General features: G+C 75.0%; 2 protein-coding genes and 1 pseudogene. All 3 read right to left on the bottom strand.

All coding sequences use genetic code 11. The features are described 5' to 3' along the window. Positions 1-51 precede the first annotated feature (51 nt). The 3 genes and pseudogenes from OHQ87_RS06355 to OHQ87_RS06345 all read right to left on the bottom strand — a co-directional run bounded on the left by OHQ87_RS06355 (position 52) and on the right by OHQ87_RS06345 (position 21478). Complete coding sequence (locus tag OHQ87_RS06355; RefSeq protein WP_328345813.1) at positions 52-10497, bottom strand: type I polyketide synthase; 10446 nt, start codon at positions 10495-10497, stop codon at positions 52-54. Positions 10498-10549: 52 nt separating this feature from the next. Next, positions 10550-15949 (bottom strand): annotated as a pseudogene (locus tag OHQ87_RS06350) (type I polyketide synthase); the annotation flags it as partial. Positions 15950-16021: 72 nt separating this feature from the next. Continuing rightward, positions 16022-21478, bottom strand: coding sequence for a type I polyketide synthase (locus OHQ87_RS06345; protein ID WP_328345810.1), 5457 nt, complete (start codon positions 21476-21478; stop codon positions 16022-16024). Between the last annotated feature and the right edge of the window lie 29 nt (positions 21479-21507).

Below are 21507 nucleotides of genomic sequence, written 5' to 3'. Positions count from 1 at the left end.
AGCCGATCCGCCGCAGGTAGCCGTCCACGTCGAACACGTCGTCACCCTCTCTCAGACGGAGATCGCCGCCGGGACGTCCGCCCGGTCGCCGTACATCAGCTCGTACAGGTGGGCGGCGATCCGTTCCGGTGTCGGATGGGTGAAGACGAGATTGGCGGCGATCTTGCGGTCGGTGAGGTCGCGCAGCCGGTTGCGCAGCTCGATGGCGGTGAGCGAGTCGAAGCCGACCTCGAACAGTCCCTGGTCGGCCTCGACGTGGTGGCCGGCCCGGTAGCCCAGCACCGCGGCCACCTGGGCCCGCACCAGATCCAGCAGGATCCCGGCCCGCTCGGCGGCCGGCAGTCCGGCCAGCCGCTCGGCGATCTGCCCGGCCTCGTCGCCGGTCGCGCCACGCGCCTGCTGTCGACCGGCCCGGACCAGGCCACGCAGCAGGTGCGGCACCGCGCCGCCGGTCGAGGCGTCGGCGCGTACGCCGCGCAGGTCCAACTTCGCGGGCACCAGCAGCGCCTGCCCGGACCCGACGGCGGCGTCGAAGAGCTCCATGCCCTCCGCAGGGGTCAGCGACAGGAGCCCGCCACGCCTGGTCATCCGGGACCTGGCGAGCTCGTCGGTGCCGGCCGCCATGCCGGTGGTCTGCTCCCACAGGCCCCACGCCAACGACAACCCCGGCAGGCCCAGCGACCGACGCTGCGCCATCAATCCGTCCAGGAACGCGTTCGCCGCCGCGTAACTACCACTACCGGCACCCATGAACACCGACGACACCGACGAGTACACGACGAACGCCGTCAACGGCAGCCCCCGCGTCAACTCGTCCAGATGCCGCACCGCCTCCACCTTCGGCGCGAAGACCTCCGCCAACCGGTCCGGGGTGACCGTGCCGATCACCCCGGCGTCCGCGACACCGGCGGTGTGCACCACCGCGGTCGGGGGGTGCTGGGCCAGCAGGGCCGCCACCTGATCCCGGTCGGACAGATCGGCGGCGACCACCGCCACCTCGGCACCCTGCCCGGTGAGCTCGGCGACCAGCGCGGTCGCGCCCTCGGCGGCCGGACCACGCCGACTGGCCAGCACCAGCCGTCGCACCCCGTGCCGGGTGACCAGGTGCCGGGCCGCGAGGGCGCCCAACGCCCCGGTGCCACCGGTGACCAGCACCGTCGCGTCCGGGCCGAACACCTTCCCGGCCGCCGGCACCGCGCCGGTGGCCCGGATGAGGCGCGGCACCGACAGCGCCGCGCCGCGCACCGCCACCTGCGGCTCACCGGAGGCCAGCACCGCACCCCACCTCGACTCCGTCGCCTCCCCGCCGGCCGGGTCGAGGTCGACCAGGACGATCCGGTCGGGGTTCTCCGCCTGCGCGGCCCGTACCAGGCCCCACACCGCCGCGCCGGCGGGATCGGTCACCGCACCGTCCCCGGCGGGCACCGCGCCCCGGGTCGCGACCACCAACCGCGACTCCTCGAACCCGCCGCCGTCGAGCCAGCACTGGACCACGTCCAGCACCCGGGTGCTCAGCCCCAGCACGTCGGTGCCGCCGACGGCTTCCAGGACCACCACCGCCGGGGCGTCCACCGTGCCCGACAACACGTCGTCGGCCAGGTCGGCCACCGCTTCGGCGTCCGCGACGGGAAGCCAGGACGGTGCCGACTCCACCCGGACCGGGGGCAGCCCGACCCACTCCAACCGGAACAGCGAGTCGGCGGGCGCGGTTCCCGCCGCGGCGGCCGCCAACTGCGCGTCGGACACCGGCCGACCCACGAGCGACTCCATCGTCACGACCAGGCCACCGGCCTCGTCCGCGGCTTCCAGCGCCATCGCGTCCGGCCCGGGGCTGGTGACCCGTACCCGCAGCACCGCGGCGCCGGCCGCGTGCAGTCGCAGCCCGTTCCAGGCGAACGGCAACGACAGTTCCTGCCCGCCCGACGCGTCGGCGGCGGACACGGCACCGACGAGGGTCGAGTGCAGGGCCGCGTCCAGCAACGCCGGGTGGATGCCGAACCTGCCGGCCTCCGCCCGGTGCTCCTCGGGGAGCGCCACCTCGGCGAAGACCTCCTCGCCCCGCCGCCACACCGCCCGGACGGCCTGGAACGTCGTGCCGTACCCGTAGCCCACCTCGGCGAGCCGGCGGTAGCCCTCGCCGATGTCCAGCGGCTGCGCGCCGGGGGGCGGCCAGGCGGTGAAGTCGAACCCGCCGCCGTGCCCCCGCGGCGCGTCCACCGCGAGCACACCTGTGGCATGCCGCGTCCAACTGTCCGCGCCGCCGTCGACGTCCTCACGCTGGGAGAACACCTCGACGGTACGGGTGCCGTGGTGGTCCGGCCCGCCGACGGCGACCTGTAGCCGGACCCCACCGTGCGGGGGGATCACGAGCGGCGCCTCGATCACCAACTCGTCGAGCACCGCGCAGCCGGCCTCGTCCCCGGCGCGGACGGCCAGCTCGACCAGTCCGGCACCGGGCACCACGACCACGTCCCGGACGGCGTGGTCGGCCAGCCAGGGGTGGGTACGCAACGAGAGGCGGGCGGTGACCACCAGGCCGTCGGACTGCGGCAGCCGGACCACCGCGCCGAGCATCGGATGGTCGGTGCCGGCCAGCCCCAACGAGACGGCGTCGGTGGCGGGCTCGGTCGCGTACAGCCAGTAGTGCTGGTGGTCGAAGGCGTAGGTCGGCAGGTCGACGCGGCCGGTCGGGGTGGGCAGCACGCCGCCGAAGTCCACCGCGACACCGCGGACGTACAACTCGGCCATCGAGGTGAGCAGCCGGCGCAGTCCGCCCTCACCGCGCCGCAACGACCCGACGACCACCGCGTCGGTGTCGTCGGTGCTTTCGGTGATCGGCTGGACCAGCACCGGGTGCGCGCTCACCTCCACGAAGACCCGGTGCCCCTGGTCGACCAGCTCGGCCACGGCGGCACCGAAACCCACCTGGTGGCGCAGGTTGCGGAACCAGTAGCCGCCGTCGACGACCCCGGCGGCGGAGATCCACTCGCCGGTCACCGTCGAGCGGAACGGCACCACCGGCGCCTGCGCGCGGATCCCCGCCAGCGCGTCGGCGAGGGTGTCCCGGATGCGTTCCACCTGCCGGCTGTGCGAGGCGTAGTCCACAGCGATCCGGCGCACCCGCACGCCGTCGGCGGACAACGCGTCGAGCGCCTCGTCCAACGCCTCGGCGTCGCCGGCGACCACCACCGAGCCGGGACCGTTGACCGCGGCCACCTCGACCCGCCCGGCCCACGGTGCGAGCCGCGCGGCGACCTCCTCCCCGCCCAGGGCGACCGAGGCCATGCCACCGCGTCCGGACAGCTCCGTGGCGATGGCCCGGCTGCGCAGCGCCACCACCCGGGCCGCGTCCTGAAGCGACAACGCACCCGCCACGCATGCCGCGGCGATCTCGCCCTGGGAATGGCCCAGCACCGCGTCGGGGAACACCCCGACCGAGGACCACACCGCCGCCAGCCCGACCATCACCGCGAAGCTCGCGGGCTGGAGCACGTCGACCCGCTCCATCAACGCGGGATCGCACTCCCCCCGCAGCACCTCCGGCAGGGACCAGTCGACCCAGGGCGCCAGCGCGGCGGCGCACTCGGTGACCCGCTCGGCGAACACCGGCGACGAGTCCAGCAACTCCCGCCCCATGCCCACCCACTGCGCCCCCTGGCCCGGGAAGACCCAGACCAGCTTTCCGGGCGGTCCCGAGGTGGTCGTCCGGCCGACCACCAGGTCGGGGGCGCTCTCGCCGTGCGCCAGCGCCCGCAGGCCGGTCAACGCCTCCTCGGCGGACCCCGCCACCACGACGGCCCGCTCCCCGAACACGGCCCGCCCGGACACCAACGCCCGCGCCACCGCCGCCAACGACGCCCCGTCGGCGTCCTCGACGACGCCGGCCAACCGGCGGGCCTGCCCGGCCAGCGAGCCGGCACTGCGCGCCGACACCACCAACGGCAGCACACCGGCCGGCGGCGCGGCGGCCACCGGCGGGGCCGGCTCGGGCGGCGCCTCCTCGATGATCAGATGCGCGTTCGTCCCGCTGATCCCGAACGACGACACCCCCGCCCGGCGCGGGTGACCGTCGCGCGGCCACTCCTGTGCCCGGGTCAGCAGCTCCACCCCTCCCCCGGACCAGTCCACCTGGGAGGTGGGGGCGTCCACGTGCAGCGTCGGGGGGATGAGGTCGTGCCGTAGCGCCTGCACCATCTTGATCACACCGGCGACGCCCGCCGCCGACTGCGCGTGGCCGATGTTCGACTTGATCGAACCCAACCACAGCGGACGGTCGGGCGACCGGTCCTGCCCGTACGTGGTCAGCAGGGCCTGCACCTCGATCGGGTCCCCCAGTGCCGTCCCGGTCCCGTGCCCCTCCACCACGTCCACGTCGGCCGGGTCGAGACCGGCGCTGGCCAGGGCACGGCGGATCACCCGCTGCTGCGAGGGTCCGTTCGGCGCGGTCAACCCGTTGGACGCGCCGTCCTGGTTCACCGCGCTGCCCCGCAGCACGGCCAGCACCCGGTGACCGCGTTCCCGCGCCACAGACAGCCGCTCCAGCACCACCACGCCGGCGCCCTCGGCCCAGCCGGTGCCGTCCGCGCCGTCCGCGTACGACTTGCACCGGCCGTCACCGGCCAGACCACGCTGCCGGGAGAACGCCACGAAGGTGCCCGGCGTCGCCATCACGGTCGCCCCGCCGGCCAGCGCCATCGAACACTCACCCTGCCGCAGCGCCTGCGCACCGAGATGCATCGCCACCAGCGAGGACGAACACGCCGTGTCGATGGTGACAGCCGGCCCCTCGAAGCCGAACACGTACGACACCCGGCCGGACGCCACGCTCGCCGCCCCGGCCGTGCTCGCGAAGCCCTCCAGCTCGGGCGCGGGCACCCCGATCCCGTAGCCCTGGGCGGAGATCCCGGTGAAGACGCCGACGTCGCTGCCCCGCAGCGAGGTCGGGTCGATGCCGACGCCCTCCAGGGCCTCCCACGACACCTCCAGCAGCAGCCGCTGCTGCGGGTCCATGGCCAACGCCTCCCGGGGCGAGATCCCGAAGAACCCGGCGTCGAACAGGCCGGCGTCGGCGAGGAAGCCGCCCCGGCTGGTGGTGGAGGTGCCCCGGTTGTCGGGGTCCGGGTCGAACAGGTCCGCCAGGTCCCAGCCCCGGTCGGTGGGGAAGGGCGACACGCCCTCGCGGCCGTCGCGTACCAGCCGCCACAGGTCGTCCGGGCTGGTCACCCCGCCGGGCAGCCGACAGGCCATGCCCACGATCGCGATCGGCTCGTCCGGGTCCGCCACGGCGGCGACCGGGGTGGGCGTGCCGGCCACCCGCTCGCCCAGCACCCCGTGCAGGTAGCGGGCGAGGGCGACCGGGTTCGGGTAGTCGAAGACCAGGGTCGCCGGCAGTTTCAGCCCGGTCGCCTCCCGCAGCCGGTTGCGCAGTTCGACTGAGGTCAGCGAGTCGAATCCGGCGTCCTTGAACGCCGTGTCCGGGCGCACCGCGTCCGCGCCGGCGTGCCCGAGCACGAACGCGACCTGACCGCGTACCAGGTGCAGCAGCAGCGCCTCCTGCGCGGCCGGGTCGAGACCGGCCAGCCTGCGGACCAGGTCCTGGTCCCCGGCCGCCGCCGCGCGGGCCTGCTGCCGGGTCGGCCGGACCAGGCCGCGCAGCAGGTACGGCACGGTCGCCCGGGTCGCCCGCAGGTCCAGCTTGACCGGCACCAGCAGCGCCTGGTCGGTGCGCACGGCCGCGTCGAACAGGGCCATCCCCTCGGCTGGCCCGATCGCCAGGACGCCACCACGGCTGGCCCGTGCCTGGTCGGCCTCGCCCAGGTGGGCGGTCATCCCGTCGGTCTGCTCCCACAGGCCCCACGCCAGCGACACCGCCGGCAGGCCGGCCGCGCGGCGGCGGGCGACCGTGGCGTCCAGGAAAGCGTTCGCCGCCGCGTAGTTGCCCTGCCCGGCGGAGCCGAACACCCCGGACGCGGACGAGAACACCACGAACGCGTCGAGGTCCAGCCCCCGGGTGAGCTCGTCGAGGTGCCGGACCGCGTCCACCTTGGGGGCGAACACGGTGGCCAACCGGTCGGCGGTCAACGCCCCGATCACGCCGTCGTCCAACACACCCGCGGTGTGCACCACGGCCGTCGGCCGGTGCGCGGCCAGCAGCGCCGCCACCTGGTCGCGGTCCGACACGTCACAGGCGACGACCGAGACCACGGCGCCCTGCCCGGTCAGCTCGGCGGCCAGCTCCTGCGCACCGTCGGCGGCCGGACCACGCCGGCTGACCAGGACCAGCCGCCGCACCCCGCGCCCTGACACCAGGTGCCGCGCGACAAGCGCGCCCAACGACCCGGTGCCGCCGGTGACCAGGACCGGCCCCGGCCCGTCGAAGCCGGTCGTCGCGGCGTCCGACGGGGCCGCCACCCGGGCCAGCCGGGGTACCGAGAGCCCGGTGCCCCGCACCGCGACCTGCGGTTCACCCGCCGCCAGCACCGGCCCCAGCGCCTGCTCGACGGTGTCGTCGGGGTCGAGATCCAGCAGCACGATCCGGTCCGGGTTCTCGGCCTGCGCCGACCGCACCAGCCCCCAGACCGCCGCCGCGGCGGCGTCGGCCACCCCGCCGTCACCGGCGGGCACCGCACCCCGGGTCACCACCACCAGCCGCGACTCCTGCGGACCGGCGTCCAGCCACACCTGGAGGACGTCGAGCGCCCGCGCGGTCACGGCCAGCGCGTCGTCCGCGCCGACCGCCTCGAACACCACCACCGCCGGCGGGTCGTCGACCAGGGCCACCACGTCGTCGACGGTCGCCACCGACGCCCACGACGGCACGGGTTCCCCGGCGACCGCCGGCAGCGCGGTCCACTCCACCCGGAACAACGAGTCGCGGGACGGGCCGGCGTCCCGCTGGTCGACCGACACCGGCCGGGACACCAACGAATCCACCGACAGCACCGGGGCACCCGTCGGGTCCGCCGCCTCCACCGCGATGGCGCCGGGGCCTGCGGAGGTGATCCGCACCCGCAGCGCCGACGCGCCGGCGGCGTGCAGCACCATCCCGTTCCAGGCGAACGGCAGCACCGGCGGGCCGGCATCCTCCGCCGCCGCGGTGCCGAGCATGCCGGCGTGCAGGGCGGAGTCCAACAACCCGGGGTGGATGCCGAAGCCGCCCGACCCGGTGCCGGTCTCCGCCGGCAACGCGACCTCGGCGAACACCTCCTCGCCCCGCCGCCACACCGACCGCAGCCCCTGGAACGTCGGGCCGTACGCGTAGCCCCGCTCGGCCAGGTCGGCGTAGACACCGCCCGTCTCGACCGGCTGGGCGCCCGGCGGCGGCCAGGCGGTGAAGTCGAACCCGGCGGGCCGCGCCGCCGGCCCGACCGACAGCAGGCCCGTGGCGTGCCGGGTCCACTCGTCGGCATCGTCGTCGCGCTGCGAGTACACGTCCACCGGGCGGGTCCCGCCGTCCCCGGCGGCGCCCACGGCGACCAGCACCCGCACCCCGCCGCGCTCCGGGACGCGCATCGGCGTCTCGATGACCAGCTCGTCGAGCACCGGGCACCCGACCTCGTCGCCCGCGCGGACCGCCAACTCGACCAGGCCGGTCCCGGCCACCAGCACCCGGCCACCGATCGCGTGGTCGGCCAGCCACGGGTGCGACCGCAGCGACAGCAGCGACGTGAACACCAGCCCGTCGGACTGCGGCAGGCGTACCACCGCACCCAACAGCGGGTGGTCGACGGCGGACTGCCCCAACGACGTCGCGTCCGCCCCGGCCCCGCCGGGCGGCAGCCAGTAGTTCCGCTGATCGAAGGCGTACGTCGGCAGGTCGACGTGCCCGGTCACCGGCGGCAGCAGGCCGGCCCAGTCGACCGGGACGCCCCGGACGAACAACTCGGCAAGCGCGGTCAGCAGCGTCCGGTCCTCCGGGCGGCCGTCGCGCAGCGCCGGGACGCACCTGACCTCGGCGTCCGTCGCGGCGGCGGTCTCCGCCACCATCGCGGTCAGCGTCGCGCCCGGCCCGAGTTCCACGAACAGGTCGCCGCCGTACGCCAGCGCGGCGGCGATCCCGTCGGCGAACCGGACCGGCCGGCGTACGTGCGCCGACCAGTACCCCGGGTCCGCGAGTTCGCCCGGCTCCGCCAGCCGGCCTGTCACGTTCGACACCACCGGGATCGTCGGCTGATGCCAGGTCACCCCGGCGATCTCGGCGGCGAACCCGGCCAGCATCGGCTCCATCTGGTGGGCGTGGAACGCGTGCGAGACGACTAGCTGCTTCGTCTTGTGGCCCCGCTCGCGCAGCCGGTCCGCCGCGGCGAGGGTGGCGTCGTGGTCGCCGGAGAGCACCACGGAGGACGGGCCGTTGACCGCGGCGAGCTCCACCCGTTCGTCGAGGAGGTCGGCGACCTCCGCCTCGCTCGCGGCCACCGCGACCATCACCCCGCCCGGCGGCAACGCCTGCATGAGCCGGCCGCGTGCCGCGACCACCCGGGCCGCGTCGGCGAGCGACAACACCCCGGCGGCGTACGCGGCGGTGAGCTCGCCGATCGAGTGCCCGATCACCAGGTCCGGCCGCACCCCCCACGAGGTGACCAGCCGGAACAGCGCGCTCTCCAGCGCGAACAGGCCGGCCTGGGTGAACACCGTCTGGTTCAGCAGGTCACCGCTGCGCGGCAGCCGGTCCAGCACGACGTCGCGCACCGGGTGGTCGATCCAGCCGGCCAGACACGCGTCGAGGTGCGCGCAGACCTCGTCCAGCGCCTGCGCGAACACCGGATACCTGTCGTACAGCTCACGGCCCATGCCGGGCCGCTGCGCGCCCTGCCCCGGGAAGACCAGCACGACCCGGCCGGGCGTAACCGAACCGGTCACCACCTCGGGGGCGGCCTCGCCGCCGGCCAGCGCGCGCAGCCCGGCGACCGCCTGCGCGGTGGTGTCCGCCACCAGCACGGCGCGCTCACCGAGCACCGCCCGCTCGGTCAGCAGGGCCGTCGCCACCCGGGCCAGCGGCAGCTCGGTGCCGGCGAGGAAGGCGGCCAGCCGATCCGCCTGCGCGGTCAGCGAGGCGGCGCTGCCCGCCGACACGACAAGCGGCACCAGCCCGGTGGGCGCCTCCGCCGGGGCCGTCGCGACGTCGGCGGCGGGGGCCTCTTCGAGGATCACGTGCGCGTTGGTGCCGCTGATCCCGAAGGCGGAGACCCCGGCGCGGCGCGGTTGGCCGTCGCGCGGCCAGTCGCGCGCCCCGGTCAACAGCTCGACCGCGCCGGCGGACCAGTCGACCTGCGGCGTGGGCTCGTCCACGTGCAGCGTGGGCGGCAGCACGCCGTGCCGCAGCGCCTGCACCATCTTGATCACGCCGGCCACGCCCGCCGCCGCCTGGGTGTGCCCGATGTTGGACTTGACGGATCCCAGCCACAGCGGGCGGCCCGGTTTGCGGCCCTGGCCGTAGGTCGCGATCAGGGCCTGGGCCTCGATCGGGTCGCCGAGCGCGGTACCCGTCCCGTGGGCCTCCACGGCGTCCACCTCCGCCGGGGTCAGCCCGGCCCCGGCCAGCGCCTTGCGGATCACCCGCTGTTGCGACGGGCCGTTCGGCGCGGTCAACCCGTTCGAGGCGCCGTCCTGGTTCACCGCGCTGCCCCGCAGTACGGCCAGGATCCGGTGGCCACGCTCCCGGGCCACCGACAGCCGTTCCAGCACCACCACACCGACGCCCTCGGACCAACCGGTGCCGTCCGCGGCGGCGGCGAACGCCTTGCTCCGCCCGTCGGCGGCGAGCACCCGCTGCCGGGAGAACGCCACGAACGTGCCGGGTGTCGGCATCACGGTCGCCCCGCCGGCCAGCGCCATCGAGCACTCCCCCAGCCGCAGCGACTGCGCGGCCAGGTGGATCGCCACCAGCGACGACGAACAGGCGGTGTCGATGGTGACCGCCGGCCCCTCGAACCCGAAGGTGTACGACACCCGGCCGGACGCGACGCTCGACGCCGACCCGGTGCCGGCGAAGGCCTCCAGCTCCGGCGTGATCGACCCGGCCCCGTAGCCCTGGGTGAACACCCCGGAGAACACCCCGACGTCGGTGCCGTGCATCGACGTCGGATCGACCCCGGCGTCCTCCAGCGCCTCCCACGACGTCTCCAGCAGCAGTCGGTGCTGCGGGTCCATCGCCAGCGCCTCCCGGGGGGAGATCCCGAAGAGGCCGGCGTCGAACTGCCCGGCGCCCGTCAGGAAACCACCCTGACTGGTGTACGAGGTGCCGGGGCGGTCCGGGTCCGGGTCGAACAGGCCCTCCAGGGGCCAACCCCGGTCCTCGGGGAAGTCGGAGAGGGCGTCCACCCCGTCGGCCACCAGCCGCCACAGCTCCTCCGGCGAGGACACCCCACCGGGGAACCGGCACGCCATGCCCACGACGGCCAACGGCTCGTCGGCGTGCCCGGAACCCCGCTGCCGCAGGGTGTGCAGCTCGGCGGTGACGCGCTTGAGGTACTGCAGGAGCTTCTCGTCAGTGGCCATTGTCGTCTGTCCTCACGAAGGTGTCGATGGGGTCCGGCGGCGCGCACCGAGGTCAGGTGAGTCCGAGTTCCGCGTCGATGAAGTCGAGGACGTCGTCGGCGGAGGCGGATTCGAGTTGCTCCGCCACCGAGGCGACCTCGCCCTGCCCACGGACCCCTGTGCACCTGGCGACCAGCCCCTGCAGGCGGAGCGTGAGGGCGGATCTCGTCGACTCGTCGAGCGTCAGCTCGCCAATCAGCGACTCGACCTCCTCGATCCTGGCCGTGACCCGGGTGAGTGCGTCACCACCGGTGCCCAGTTCGTCGCGCAGGTGCCGGGCGAGGGCGTACGGGGTGGGATAGTCGAACGCCATCGTGGCGGGCAGTTTCAGGCCTGTCGCGTCCCGCAGCCGGTTACGCAGCTCCACCGACGTCAACGAGTCGAACCCGGCGTCCTTGAACGCCCCGTCCGCCCGGACCGCCGCCGCGCCGGAGTAACCGAGCACCACCGCGACCTGGGCACGCACCAGGTCCAACAGCACCGCCTCCTGCTCCGCCGGAGCGAGTCCGGCGAGCCGCCGGGCCAGCCCGCCGTCGCCGTCGGCCGCCCGCCGCGCCTGCTGCCGTCCGGGCCGGACCAGGCCGCGCAGCAGGTGTGGCACCACACCGCCGGCACGCAGCTGGCGGAGGTCGAGTTTGACCGGCACCAGCAACGCCTGCCCGGCGGCGAGCGCGGCGTCGAACAGGTCGACACCCTCCGCCGCGGTGATCGGCCGCACGCCACCCCGACTCATCCGGGCCTGGTCGGCTCCGCCGAGGTGCGAGGTCATCCCGGTGGCCTGCTCCCACAGGCCCCACGCCAGCGACAAGCCGGGCAGCCCGGCCGCCCGACGGTTCGCCGTCGTGGCGTCCAGGAAGGCGTTCGCCGCCGCGTAGTTGCCCTGGCCGGGCGAGCCGAACACCCCCGAGCCGGAGGAGAACACCACGAACGCGTCGAGGTCCGTGCCCCGGGTCAGTTCGTCGAGATGCCGTACCGCGTCCACCTTGGGGGCGAACACCCGCGCCAACCGCTGCGGGGTCAACGCCTCGACCACCCCGTCGTCCAGCACGCCGGCGGTGTGCACGATCCCGGTCGGGCGGTGCTGTGCGAGCAGGGCCGCCACGTCGTCGCGGCGGGACAGGTCGCAGGCGACGACAGACACCTCGGCGCCCTGCCCGGTCAGCTCCACGACCAGGTCCGCCATGCCCTCGGCGTCCGGTCCCCGCCGGCTGGCCAGCACCAGACGTCGTACGCCGTGCCGGGCCACCAGGTGCCGGGCCGTCAACACCCCGAGCACACCCGCACCGGACACCAGCACCGTCCCGTGTGGACCGAATCCGGCGGGAGCCTGCGACGCGGGCGCGTCGGCGGGGGTCTGCGGCGCGGGCGTGTCGGCGCGGGCCAGGCGCGGGACGAGGAGTTTCCCCGCGCGGACGGCGACCTCCGGTTCCCCGCTCGCCAGCACCGGCCCCAGGACCTGCTCCGCGGCACCGTCGGCGTCGAGGTCCAGCAGGACGATCCGGTCGGGGTTCTCGGCCTGGGCGGAACGCATCAGCCCCCACACCGCCGCCGCGCTCGGGTCGACCACCGCCCCGTCGCCAACCGGCACCGCCCCCCGCATCACCACAAGCAGTCGCGCCTGCTCCGCCCGGCCCAGCCAGTCCTGGAGCGCCGCCAACGCGTGCGAGGTCACGGCCAGCGTGTCGGCTCCACCGGCCACCTCCAGCACCTCGACGTCGGGCCGGGCGTCGGCCGATGTCGCCGCCGGGGCGGTCAGGCCGGTCCACTCCACCCGGAACAACGCGTCCTGCGGCGTCGTGGCGGCGGCGAGCCCGGCGACGGTGACCGGACGGTGCACGACCGACTCGGCCGTCAGCACCGGGCTGCCGGTCCCGTCGGCCGCCGCCAGCGAGACGACACCGGCCGCGCCGGGCACCAGCCGTACCCGCAGCGCCGAGGCGCCGGCCGCGTGCAGCGCCAGCCCGGCCCAGTCCAGCGGTAGCCGCAGTTCGTCGGGGTCGCCGTCGGCGGTGGGCAGAGTGGCGTGCAGGGCCGCGTCCAGCAGCGCGGGATGGATCCCGAAGCCGGCCGCCTCCGTGGCCACCTCGTCCGGCAGGGCGACCTCGGCGAACACCTCCTCGCCCCGCTGCCACACCGCGCGCAGCCCCTGGAAGGCGGGGCCGTGGACGTACCCACGTGCGGACAGGTCGGGGTAGCGGTCCGCCGGGTCGACCTGCCGCGCACCGATCGGCGGCCAGGTGGCGAAGTCGAACTCCGGGGCCGGCGGCGACGCGGCGGACAGCGTGCCCCGGGCGTGCCGGGTCCACCCGTCGTCGACGCCGTCGGGCAGCGAGTGCACCTCCACCGTCCGGGTGCCGTCGTCCGCCGGCCCGCCCAGGGACACCTGCACCCGGACCCCGCCGTGCTCGGGCAGCACCAGCGGCGACTCGGTGACGAGCTCGTCGAGCGCCGGGCACCCCACCTCGTCGCCGGCCCGCACCGCCAACTCCACAAGCGCGCTGCCGGGCAGCAGCACCACCCCGCCGACGACGTGGTCGGCCAGCCAGGAATGCGACCGTAGCGACAGCCGCGCGGTGAACACCCGGCCGTCGGAGCGGGGCAGCGGGACCGTCGCCCCCAGCAGCGGGTGCTCCGTCGCCCACTGACCGAGCGACGCCGCGTCGGTCGCGGACTCCTCGGGCCGGAGCCAGAAGTGCTGCCTGTCGAAGGCGTAGGTCGGCAGGTCGACGTGCCCGGCGACGGGCGGCAGGACCCCGGTCCAGTCGACCGGTACGCCCCTGACGAACAGCTCGGCCATCGAGGTGAGCAGGCGGCGCGTCCCGCCGTCGTCGCGCCGCAGCGTGCCCGTCACCACGACGTCGGTGTCGTCGACGATCTCGCTGATCGGCTGGACCAGCACCGGGTGGGCGCTCACCTCGACGAACACCCGGTAGCCCTGCGCGACCAGGTCGGCCACCGCCGGCCCGAACCCGACCCGTCGGCGCAGGTTCTCGTACCAGTAGTCGCCGTCGGTCACCCCGGCGTCGCGGATCCACTCCCCCGTCACCGTCGAGTGGAACGGCACCGTCGGGGCCTGTGCGGTGATCCCGGCCAGCGTGTCGGCGAGGGCGTCGCGGATGTCCTCCACGTGCCGGCTGTGCGAGGCGTAGTCCACCGCCACCCGCCGTACCCGGACCTGCTGCCCGGCCAGCGCCTCCAGCGCCTCGTCCAACGCCTCGGCGTCCCCGGCGATCACCAGCGACGACGGGCTGTTCACCGCGGCCACCTCGACCCGGTCCGCCCAGGGCCGCAACCGGGCGAGGACGTCCTCCTCGCCGAGCGCGACCGAGGCCATCCCGCCCCGGCCGGACAGCTTCGCGGCGATGGCCTGGCTGCGCAGCGCCACCACCCGTGCGGCGTCCGCGAGGGAGAGCGCGCCGGCCGTGCAGGCCGCGGCGATCTCGCCCTGGGAGTGGCCGACGACCGCGTCGGGCAGCACACCCACCGACGCCCACACCGCCGCCAGCCCGAGCATGACCGCGAAGCTGGCCGGCTGGAGCACGTCGACCCGATCGGTCAGTCCCGGATCCGCGTCACCGCGCAGCACGTCGATCAGCGACCAGTCGATCCACGGCGTCAACGCGGCGTCGACCTCGGCGATCCGCGCGGCGAAGACGGGGGACGAGTCGAGCAGTTCCCGGCCCATCCCGACCCACTGGGTCCCCTGACCGGGGAACACCCACACGACCTTGCCCGCCGGGCCCGCACCGGTCAGCACACCGGGGGCGGTCTCGCCCCGGGCCAACGCGGCCAGCCCGGCCGACGCCTCCCCGGCCGAACCCGCGACCACCACGGCGCGCTCGTCGAAAAGGGTCCGGTGCGAGAGCAGCGCGCCGGCCACCTCCACCAGCGGCACCGGGGCCGACTCCAGGTACGACGCGAGCCGGGCGGCCTGGCCGGTCAACGACCCGGCGCTGCGCGCCGTCACCACCAGCGGCACCACCCCGGGCGCCGACACCTCGGCATCGGGTGCCTCGGACGCCTCCTCGGGTGCTTCCTCCGGTGCCTCCTCGATGATCAGGTGCGCGTTGGTCCCGCTGATCCCGAACGACGACACCCCGGCGCGACGTGGCCGGTCACCGCGCGGCCACTGCCGGGCCCCGGTCAACAGCTCCACCGCACCCGCCGACCAGTCGACCTCGGTGCTGGGCTGCTGTACGTGCAGGGTGGGCGGCAGCACCCCGTGCCGAAGCGCCTGCACCACCTTGATCACGCCGGCCACCCCGGCCGCCGCCTGGGTGTGCCCGATGTTCGACTTCACCGAGCCCAGCCACAACGGCTGCCCCGGTTCCCGGCCCTGACCGTAGGTGGCAAGCAGCGCCTGCGCCTCGATCGGGTCACCCAGCACCGTGCCCGTGCCGTGCCCCTCGACCAGGTCCACCTCGGACGGTGACAGCCCGGCATTCGCCAACGCCGCCCGGATCACCCGCTGCTGCGACGGACCATTCGGCGCCGTCAACCCGTTCGACGCACCATCCTGATTCACCGCACTACCCCGCAACACCGCCAACACCCGATGACCACGCTCCCGCGCCACCGACAACCGCTCCAACACCACCACCCCCACCCCCTCCGCCAACCCCATCCCATCCGCACCCTCCGCAAACGCCTTACACCGCCCATCCGCCGCCAACCCCCGCTGCCGGGAAAAGGACAGGAAGGAACCGGGCTGGGCCATCACCATCGCGCCGCCGGCCAGCGCCGCCGAACACTCGCCCTGCCGCAGCGCCTGCACGGCCAGGTGCATCGCCACCAGCGACGACGAACAGCCGGTGTCCACGGTCACCGCCGGCCCCTCGAAACCGCACACGTACGACACCCGGCCGGTGGCGATGCACGGCGCGGCACCGGTGCCGGCGAACCCCTCCAACTCCGGCGCGACCGGGCGACCGGAGCCGGCCCCGTAGCCCTGACTGGACAACCCGGTGAACACGCCGACGTCGGTGCCGCGCCACGACGAGGGGTCCACGCCCGCCCGTTCCATCGCCTCCCAGGACGCCTCCAGCAGCAGCCGCTGCTGGGGGTCCATCGCCAGCGCCTCGCGGGGTGAGATCCCGAAGAATCCGGCGTCGAACAGGCCGGCGTCGGAGAGGAAACCGCCCCGGCTGGTGGTGGAGGTGCCCGGCCGGTCGGGATCCGGATCGAACAGGACGTCGAGGTCCCAGCCCCGGTCGGTGGGGAAACCGGCGACCGCGTCGACCCCGTCCACCACCACCCGCCAGAGGTCGTCCGGCGAGGTCACCCCGCCCGGGTACCGGCAGGCCATCCCGACGATCGCGATCGGCTCCCGTGCCTGGTCCTCGACCTCGCGCAGCCGCCTGCGGGCGTCGCGGGCGTCGCCGATGGCCCGCTTGAGGTAGTCGCGGAGTTGCACCTCGTCAGCCATGGAAACTCAGCTCCCCGGGGATGTCCGTGTCCGATTGCCGGTCTGCGGGTCGTGCGGTGGTCAGGCGAAACGGTCGACGAGCGCGAAGAGCTCCTCGTCGCTGGCGGTGTCGAGGTCGTCGTCGGACGGCCCCGGATCGGCCGCCGCCTCGGCCGTGTCGAGCAGCTCCCGCAGGCGCGCGGTGATCCGGTCGCGGGCCTCGTCGTCGCCGGCCACGGCACCGATCGCCGAGTCCAGGCCGGCGAGGTCGGCCAGGACGGAGTCGACCGGCGACACCTCCTCGACGGCGATCTCGGCCCGCAGGTGGCGGGCCAGGGCCTGCGCGTTCGGGTAGTCGAAGACCAGGGTGGCCGGCAGCTTCAGACCGGTCGCCTCGCGGAGCCGGTTACGCAGCTCCACCGAGGTGAGCGAGTCGAACCCGGCGTCCTTGAACGCCGCGTCCGCCCGGACGGCCCCCGCCTCGGCGTGCCCGAGCACCACCGCGACCTGGGTCCGTACCAGCTCCAGCAGCAGCGTCTCCTGGTCGGCCGGGGCGAGTTCGGCGAGTCGACGGGCCAGCCCGCCGTCCCCGCCGGCCGCCGCCCGCGCCGACTGCCGCCCCACCCGGACCAGTCCCCGCAGCAGAGGCGGTACGCCCCCACCGGCAGCGGCGTCGGCCCGGACCTCCCGCAGGTCCAGCCGGACCGGCACCAGCAGCGCCGGCCCGGACGCCAGGGCGGCATCGAACAGCGCCATGCCGTCCGAGGACCCGAGACCGCGTACGCCGCCGCGCCCCTCACGCCGGCTCATCCGGTCCAGGGTGACGTCGTCGATGGTGTCCGCCATCCCGGTGAGCTGCTGCCACGGCCCCCAGGCCAGCGACAACCCGGGCAGACCCGCCGCCCGGCGCTGGGCCATCAGGCCGTCCAGGTAGGCGTTGGCCGCCGCGTAGCCGCCGCTGCCCGCGCCCATGAAGATCGACGAGGCGGACGAGTAGACGACGAACGCGTCGAGGGCGAGGTCACGGGTCAGCTCGTCCAGGTGGCGTACCGCGTCGACCTTCGGGGCGAACACCCGGGCCAGCTTCTCCGGGGTCAACGCCCCGACCACCCCGGCGTCGAACACCCCCGCCGTGTGCACGACGGCGGTCGGACGCTCCTGCGCCAGCAGGGCGGCGACCTGATCCCGGTCGGACAGGTCACCGGCCCACACCGACACCTCGACGCCCTGCGCGGTCAGCTCGGTGACCAGCTCGGCCACCCCGTCGGCGGCGTGGCCCCGCCGGCTGGCCAGCACCAGCCGCCGCACCCCGTGGCCGGCGACCAGGTGCCGGGCCGCGAGAGCACCCAACGTGCCGGCCCCCGAGATCAGCACGGTCGACTCCGGGCCGAACCCGGACGGGGAGCCGGCGCCCCGGGGGACGCGGGCGAGGCGCGGCACGGCCAGCGTCGACCCGCGTACCGCCACCTGCGGCTCGCCGCTGCCCAGCACCGCGCCAAGCACCGCCTCCGGTCCGTCGGGAGTGGCGGGATCGGCGTCCAGCAGCACGATCCGGTCCGGGTTCTCGACCTGGGCGGCCCGCACCAGACCCCACACCGCCGACGCCGCCGGGTCGGTCACCCCGCCGTCACCGGCGGGCATCGCGCCCCGGGTGGCCACCACGAGCCGCGACTCGTCCCGCTCGCCCGCCGCCAGCCAGGCCTGCACGACCGCCAGGACCCGCGAGGTCACGGCCAGCGCGTCGCCGGCACCGACCGCCGTCACCACCACCGCGTCGGGCACCTCGGTCAGGGCGGCCACATCGTCGGGGCCGTCCACCGCCACCCAGGACGGCGAGGGCTGCCCGGCGACAGTGGCGAGCGCGGTCCAGTCGACCTGGAACAGGGCATCGGTCCCGGCCGGGTCCACCTGGTCGGTGGAGACCGCGCGCAACACCAACGAGTCCATCGTCAGGACCGGTCCGCCGGTCTGGTCGGCGGCCTCGACGACCATCGTGTCCGGTCCGCCGGTGGTGACCCGGACCCGCAGCGCCGCCGCGCCCACCGCGTGCAGCACGAGACCGTTCCAGGCGAACGGCATCACCGACCGCCCGGGTTGCCCCTGCGGCTCGTCCGCCGCGGCGGCGACGGTGCCGGTCTGCAGGGCCGCGTCCAGCAGCGCCGGGTGCAGGCCGTAGCCGGCGGCCTCGGCGCGGTGCTCCTCGGGCAGGGCGACCTCGGCGAACACCTCGTCGCCCCGCCGCCACACAGTCCGCACTCCCTGGAACGCGGGACCGTAGCCGTAACCCCGCTCGACCAGGTCGGCGTAGAAGTCGCCGACCTCGACCCGCTGCGCGCCCGGGGGCGGCCACGCCGTGAAGTCGAACCGGTCGCCGCTGTCGCCCGGCCGTGCCGACAACGAACCCGTGGCGTGCCGGGTCCACCCGTCGGCGGCCTCCCCGCGCTGCGAGTACACGTCCACCTGGCGTACGCCGTCGTCGTCCGGTCCGCCCACAGCGACCTGGACCCGCACCCCGCCGTGTTCGGGAACCACGAGCGGCGTCTCCGTCACGAGTTCGTCGAGCACCGGGCAGCCCACCTCGTCGCCGGCCCGCAGGGCCAACTCCACCAGGCCGGTGCCGGGGAAGAGCACCACGCCACCTATCGCGTGGTCGCCCAGCCACGGATGCGACCGCACCGAGAGCTGCGACGTGAAGACCACCCCGTCGGACTGGGGCAACCGCACCACCGCGCTCAACAGCGGGTGATCCGGCGCGGACTGGCCGAGCGCCGTCGCGTCGGTCGCCGTGTCGGCCGACCGGAGCCAGTAGTGCCGGTGGTCGAAGGCATAGGTCGGCAGCTCCGCCCGGGCCGACGCCGAGGCCGGCAGCCACGGGGTCCAGTCCACAGGTACGCCCCGGACGAACAGCTCGGCAAGCGAGACGAGCATCCGGCGCGGACCGCCGTCGTCGCGGCGCAGCGAGCCGGTGACCAGCACGTCGGCGTCGTCCACGATCTCGTTGACCGGCTGGACCAGCACCGGGTGCGCGCTGACCTCCAGGAAGATCCGGAACCGCCGGTCGAGCAGCTCGGCCACCGCCGGGGCGAACCGGACCTGGTGGCGCAGGTTCCGGTACCAGTAGTTCCCGTCCAGCACCCCGGCGTCGGTGATCCATTCACCCGTCACGGTCGAGTAGAAGGGCACCGCCGGCGCCTGCGCCGTGATCCCGGCCAGCGCTTCGGCAAGCGTTTCCCGGAGGTCCGCCACGTGCCGCGAGTGCGACGCGTAGTCCACCGCCACCCGCCGTACCCCGACGTCCTGGCCCGCCAGCGACGCCAGCGCCTCGTCCAGGGCCTCGGCGTCCCCGGCGACCACCACCGACGTCGGGCCGTTCACCGCCGCCACCTCGACCCGGTCGGCCCACGGCGCCAGCCGGGCGACGGCGTCGTCCTCGCCGAGCGCCACGGTCGCCATGCCGCCCTTTCCCGACAGCGTCGAGGCGATGGCCCGGCTGCGCAGCGCCACCACCCGGGCGGCGTCGTCGAGCGACAGCGCCCCCGCCACGCAGGCCGCCGCGATCTCACCCTGCGAGTGGCCCAGCACGGCGTCGGGCCGTACGCCGGCCGACGTCCAGACCGCGGCCAGGCCGACCATCAGGGCGAAGCTGGCCGGCTGGAGCACGTCGACCCGGTCGGTCAGCTCGGGATCGGCCTCGCCACGCAGCACCTGCTCCAGCGACCAGTCGATCCACGGGGCCAGGGCGGTGGCGCAGTCGGCGATCCGGGCGGCGAACACCGGTGAGGAGTCCAGCAACTCGCGGCCCATCCCGACCCACTGCGAACCCTGGCCCGGGAACACCCACACCAGCTTCCCTGGCGCGCGGGCGCTGCCGGTCACCACCCCGGCGGTGTCCTCCCCCCGGGCGAGGGCGCCGAGCCTGGTCAGTGCCTCCTCGGTCGAACCGGCCACCACGACGGCGCGGTCGTCAAGCACGGCCCGGCCGGCGGCCAACGTGGCGGCCACCCCGGTGAGCGGCGACCGGGTCGTCGCGAGGAACCCGGCCAGCCGCTCCGCCTGCCCGGCCAACGCCGCCGCGCTGCGCGCCGTCACCACCAGCGGCACCACCCCGTCGGCCGGCACCCCGTCGGCCGGCACCCCGTCAGTGGCGGGCACCTCCTCGGGTGCCTCCTCGATGATCAGGTGCGCGTTGGTCCCGCTGACCCCGAACGACGACACACCGGCGCGACGCGGATGCCCGTCGCGGGGCCACGGACGGGCCCCGGTCAGCAGCTCCACCGCGCCCTCGGACCAGTCCACCCCGGTGCTGGGGGCGTCGACGTGCAGGGTGGGCGGCAGCACCCCGTGCCGCAGCGCCTGTACCACCTTGATCACGCTGGCCACCCCGGCGGCGGCCTGGGCGTGACCCACGTTCGACTTCAACGACCCCAACCACAACGGCCTCCCGGGCTCCCGGTCCTGGCCGTAGGTGGCAAGCAACGCCTGCGCCTCGATCGGATCGCCGAGGGACGTCCCGGTGCCGTGGCCCTCGACCAGGTCCACCTCGGACGGTGACAGCCCGGCATTCGCCAACGCCGCCCGGATCACCCGCTGCTGCGACGGACCATTCGGCGCCGTCAACCCGTTCGACGCACCATCCTGATTCACCGCACTACCCCGCAACACCGCCAACACCCGATGACCACGCTCCCGCGCCACCGACAACCGCTCCAACACCACCACCCCCACCCCCTCCGCCAACCCCATCCCATCCGCACCCTCCGCAAACGCCTTACACCGCCCATCCGCCGCCAACCCCCGCTGCCGGGAGAACACCACGAAGGAGTTGGGGCTGGACATCACCATCACCCCGCCGGCCAGCGCCATCGTGCACTCGCCCTGCCGCAGCGCCTGCGCTGCCAGGTGCATCGCCACCAGCGACGACGAGCAGGCGGTGTCCACGGTCACCGCCGGCCCCTCGAAACCGAACACGTACGACACCCGGCCCGAGGCGACGCTCGACGCCACCCCGGTCCCCGCGAAGCTCTGCATCTCCGGCCCGATCGGACCGGACCCGTAACCCTGCGGGGCGGTGCCGACGAAGACGCCGACGTCGGCGCCCTTCAGCGCGGTCGGGTCGACGGCGGCGTTCTCGAAGGCCTCCCAGGAGGCCTCCAACAGCAACCGCTGCTGCGGATCCATGGCCAGCGCCTCACGCGGTGAGATGCCGAAGAACCCGGCGTCGAACAGCCCCGCCTCGTGCAGGAAACCGCCCCGGCTGACGTACGAGGTGCCCGCGTGGTCGGGGTCGGGGTCGAACAGGTTGTCCAGGTCCCAGCCACGGTCGTCCGGGAACCCCGACACCGCGTCGCGGCCCTCGGACACCAGCCGCCACAGGTCTGCCGGCCCGGCCACCCCGCCCGGCAGCCGACAGGCCATCCCGACGATCGCGATCGGCTCCCGGGACGCGCCGAGCAGCTGGCGGTTGCGCTTCTTCAACTCGCCGGCCTCGGCCACCGACCGCCGCAACGCCTCGACGACCTTCTCGTACGACGCACTCACCGCACGCCCACCTTTCCTCCGTAGCAGCT

The sequence above is a fragment of the Micromonospora sp. NBC_00421 genome (assembly GCF_036017915.1).
Taxonomy (GTDB): domain Bacteria; phylum Actinomycetota; class Actinomycetes; order Mycobacteriales; family Micromonosporaceae; genus Micromonospora.
The sequence above is the reverse complement of the archived record's forward strand: the minus strand, read 5'-3'. Positions and strand labels throughout refer to the sequence as shown.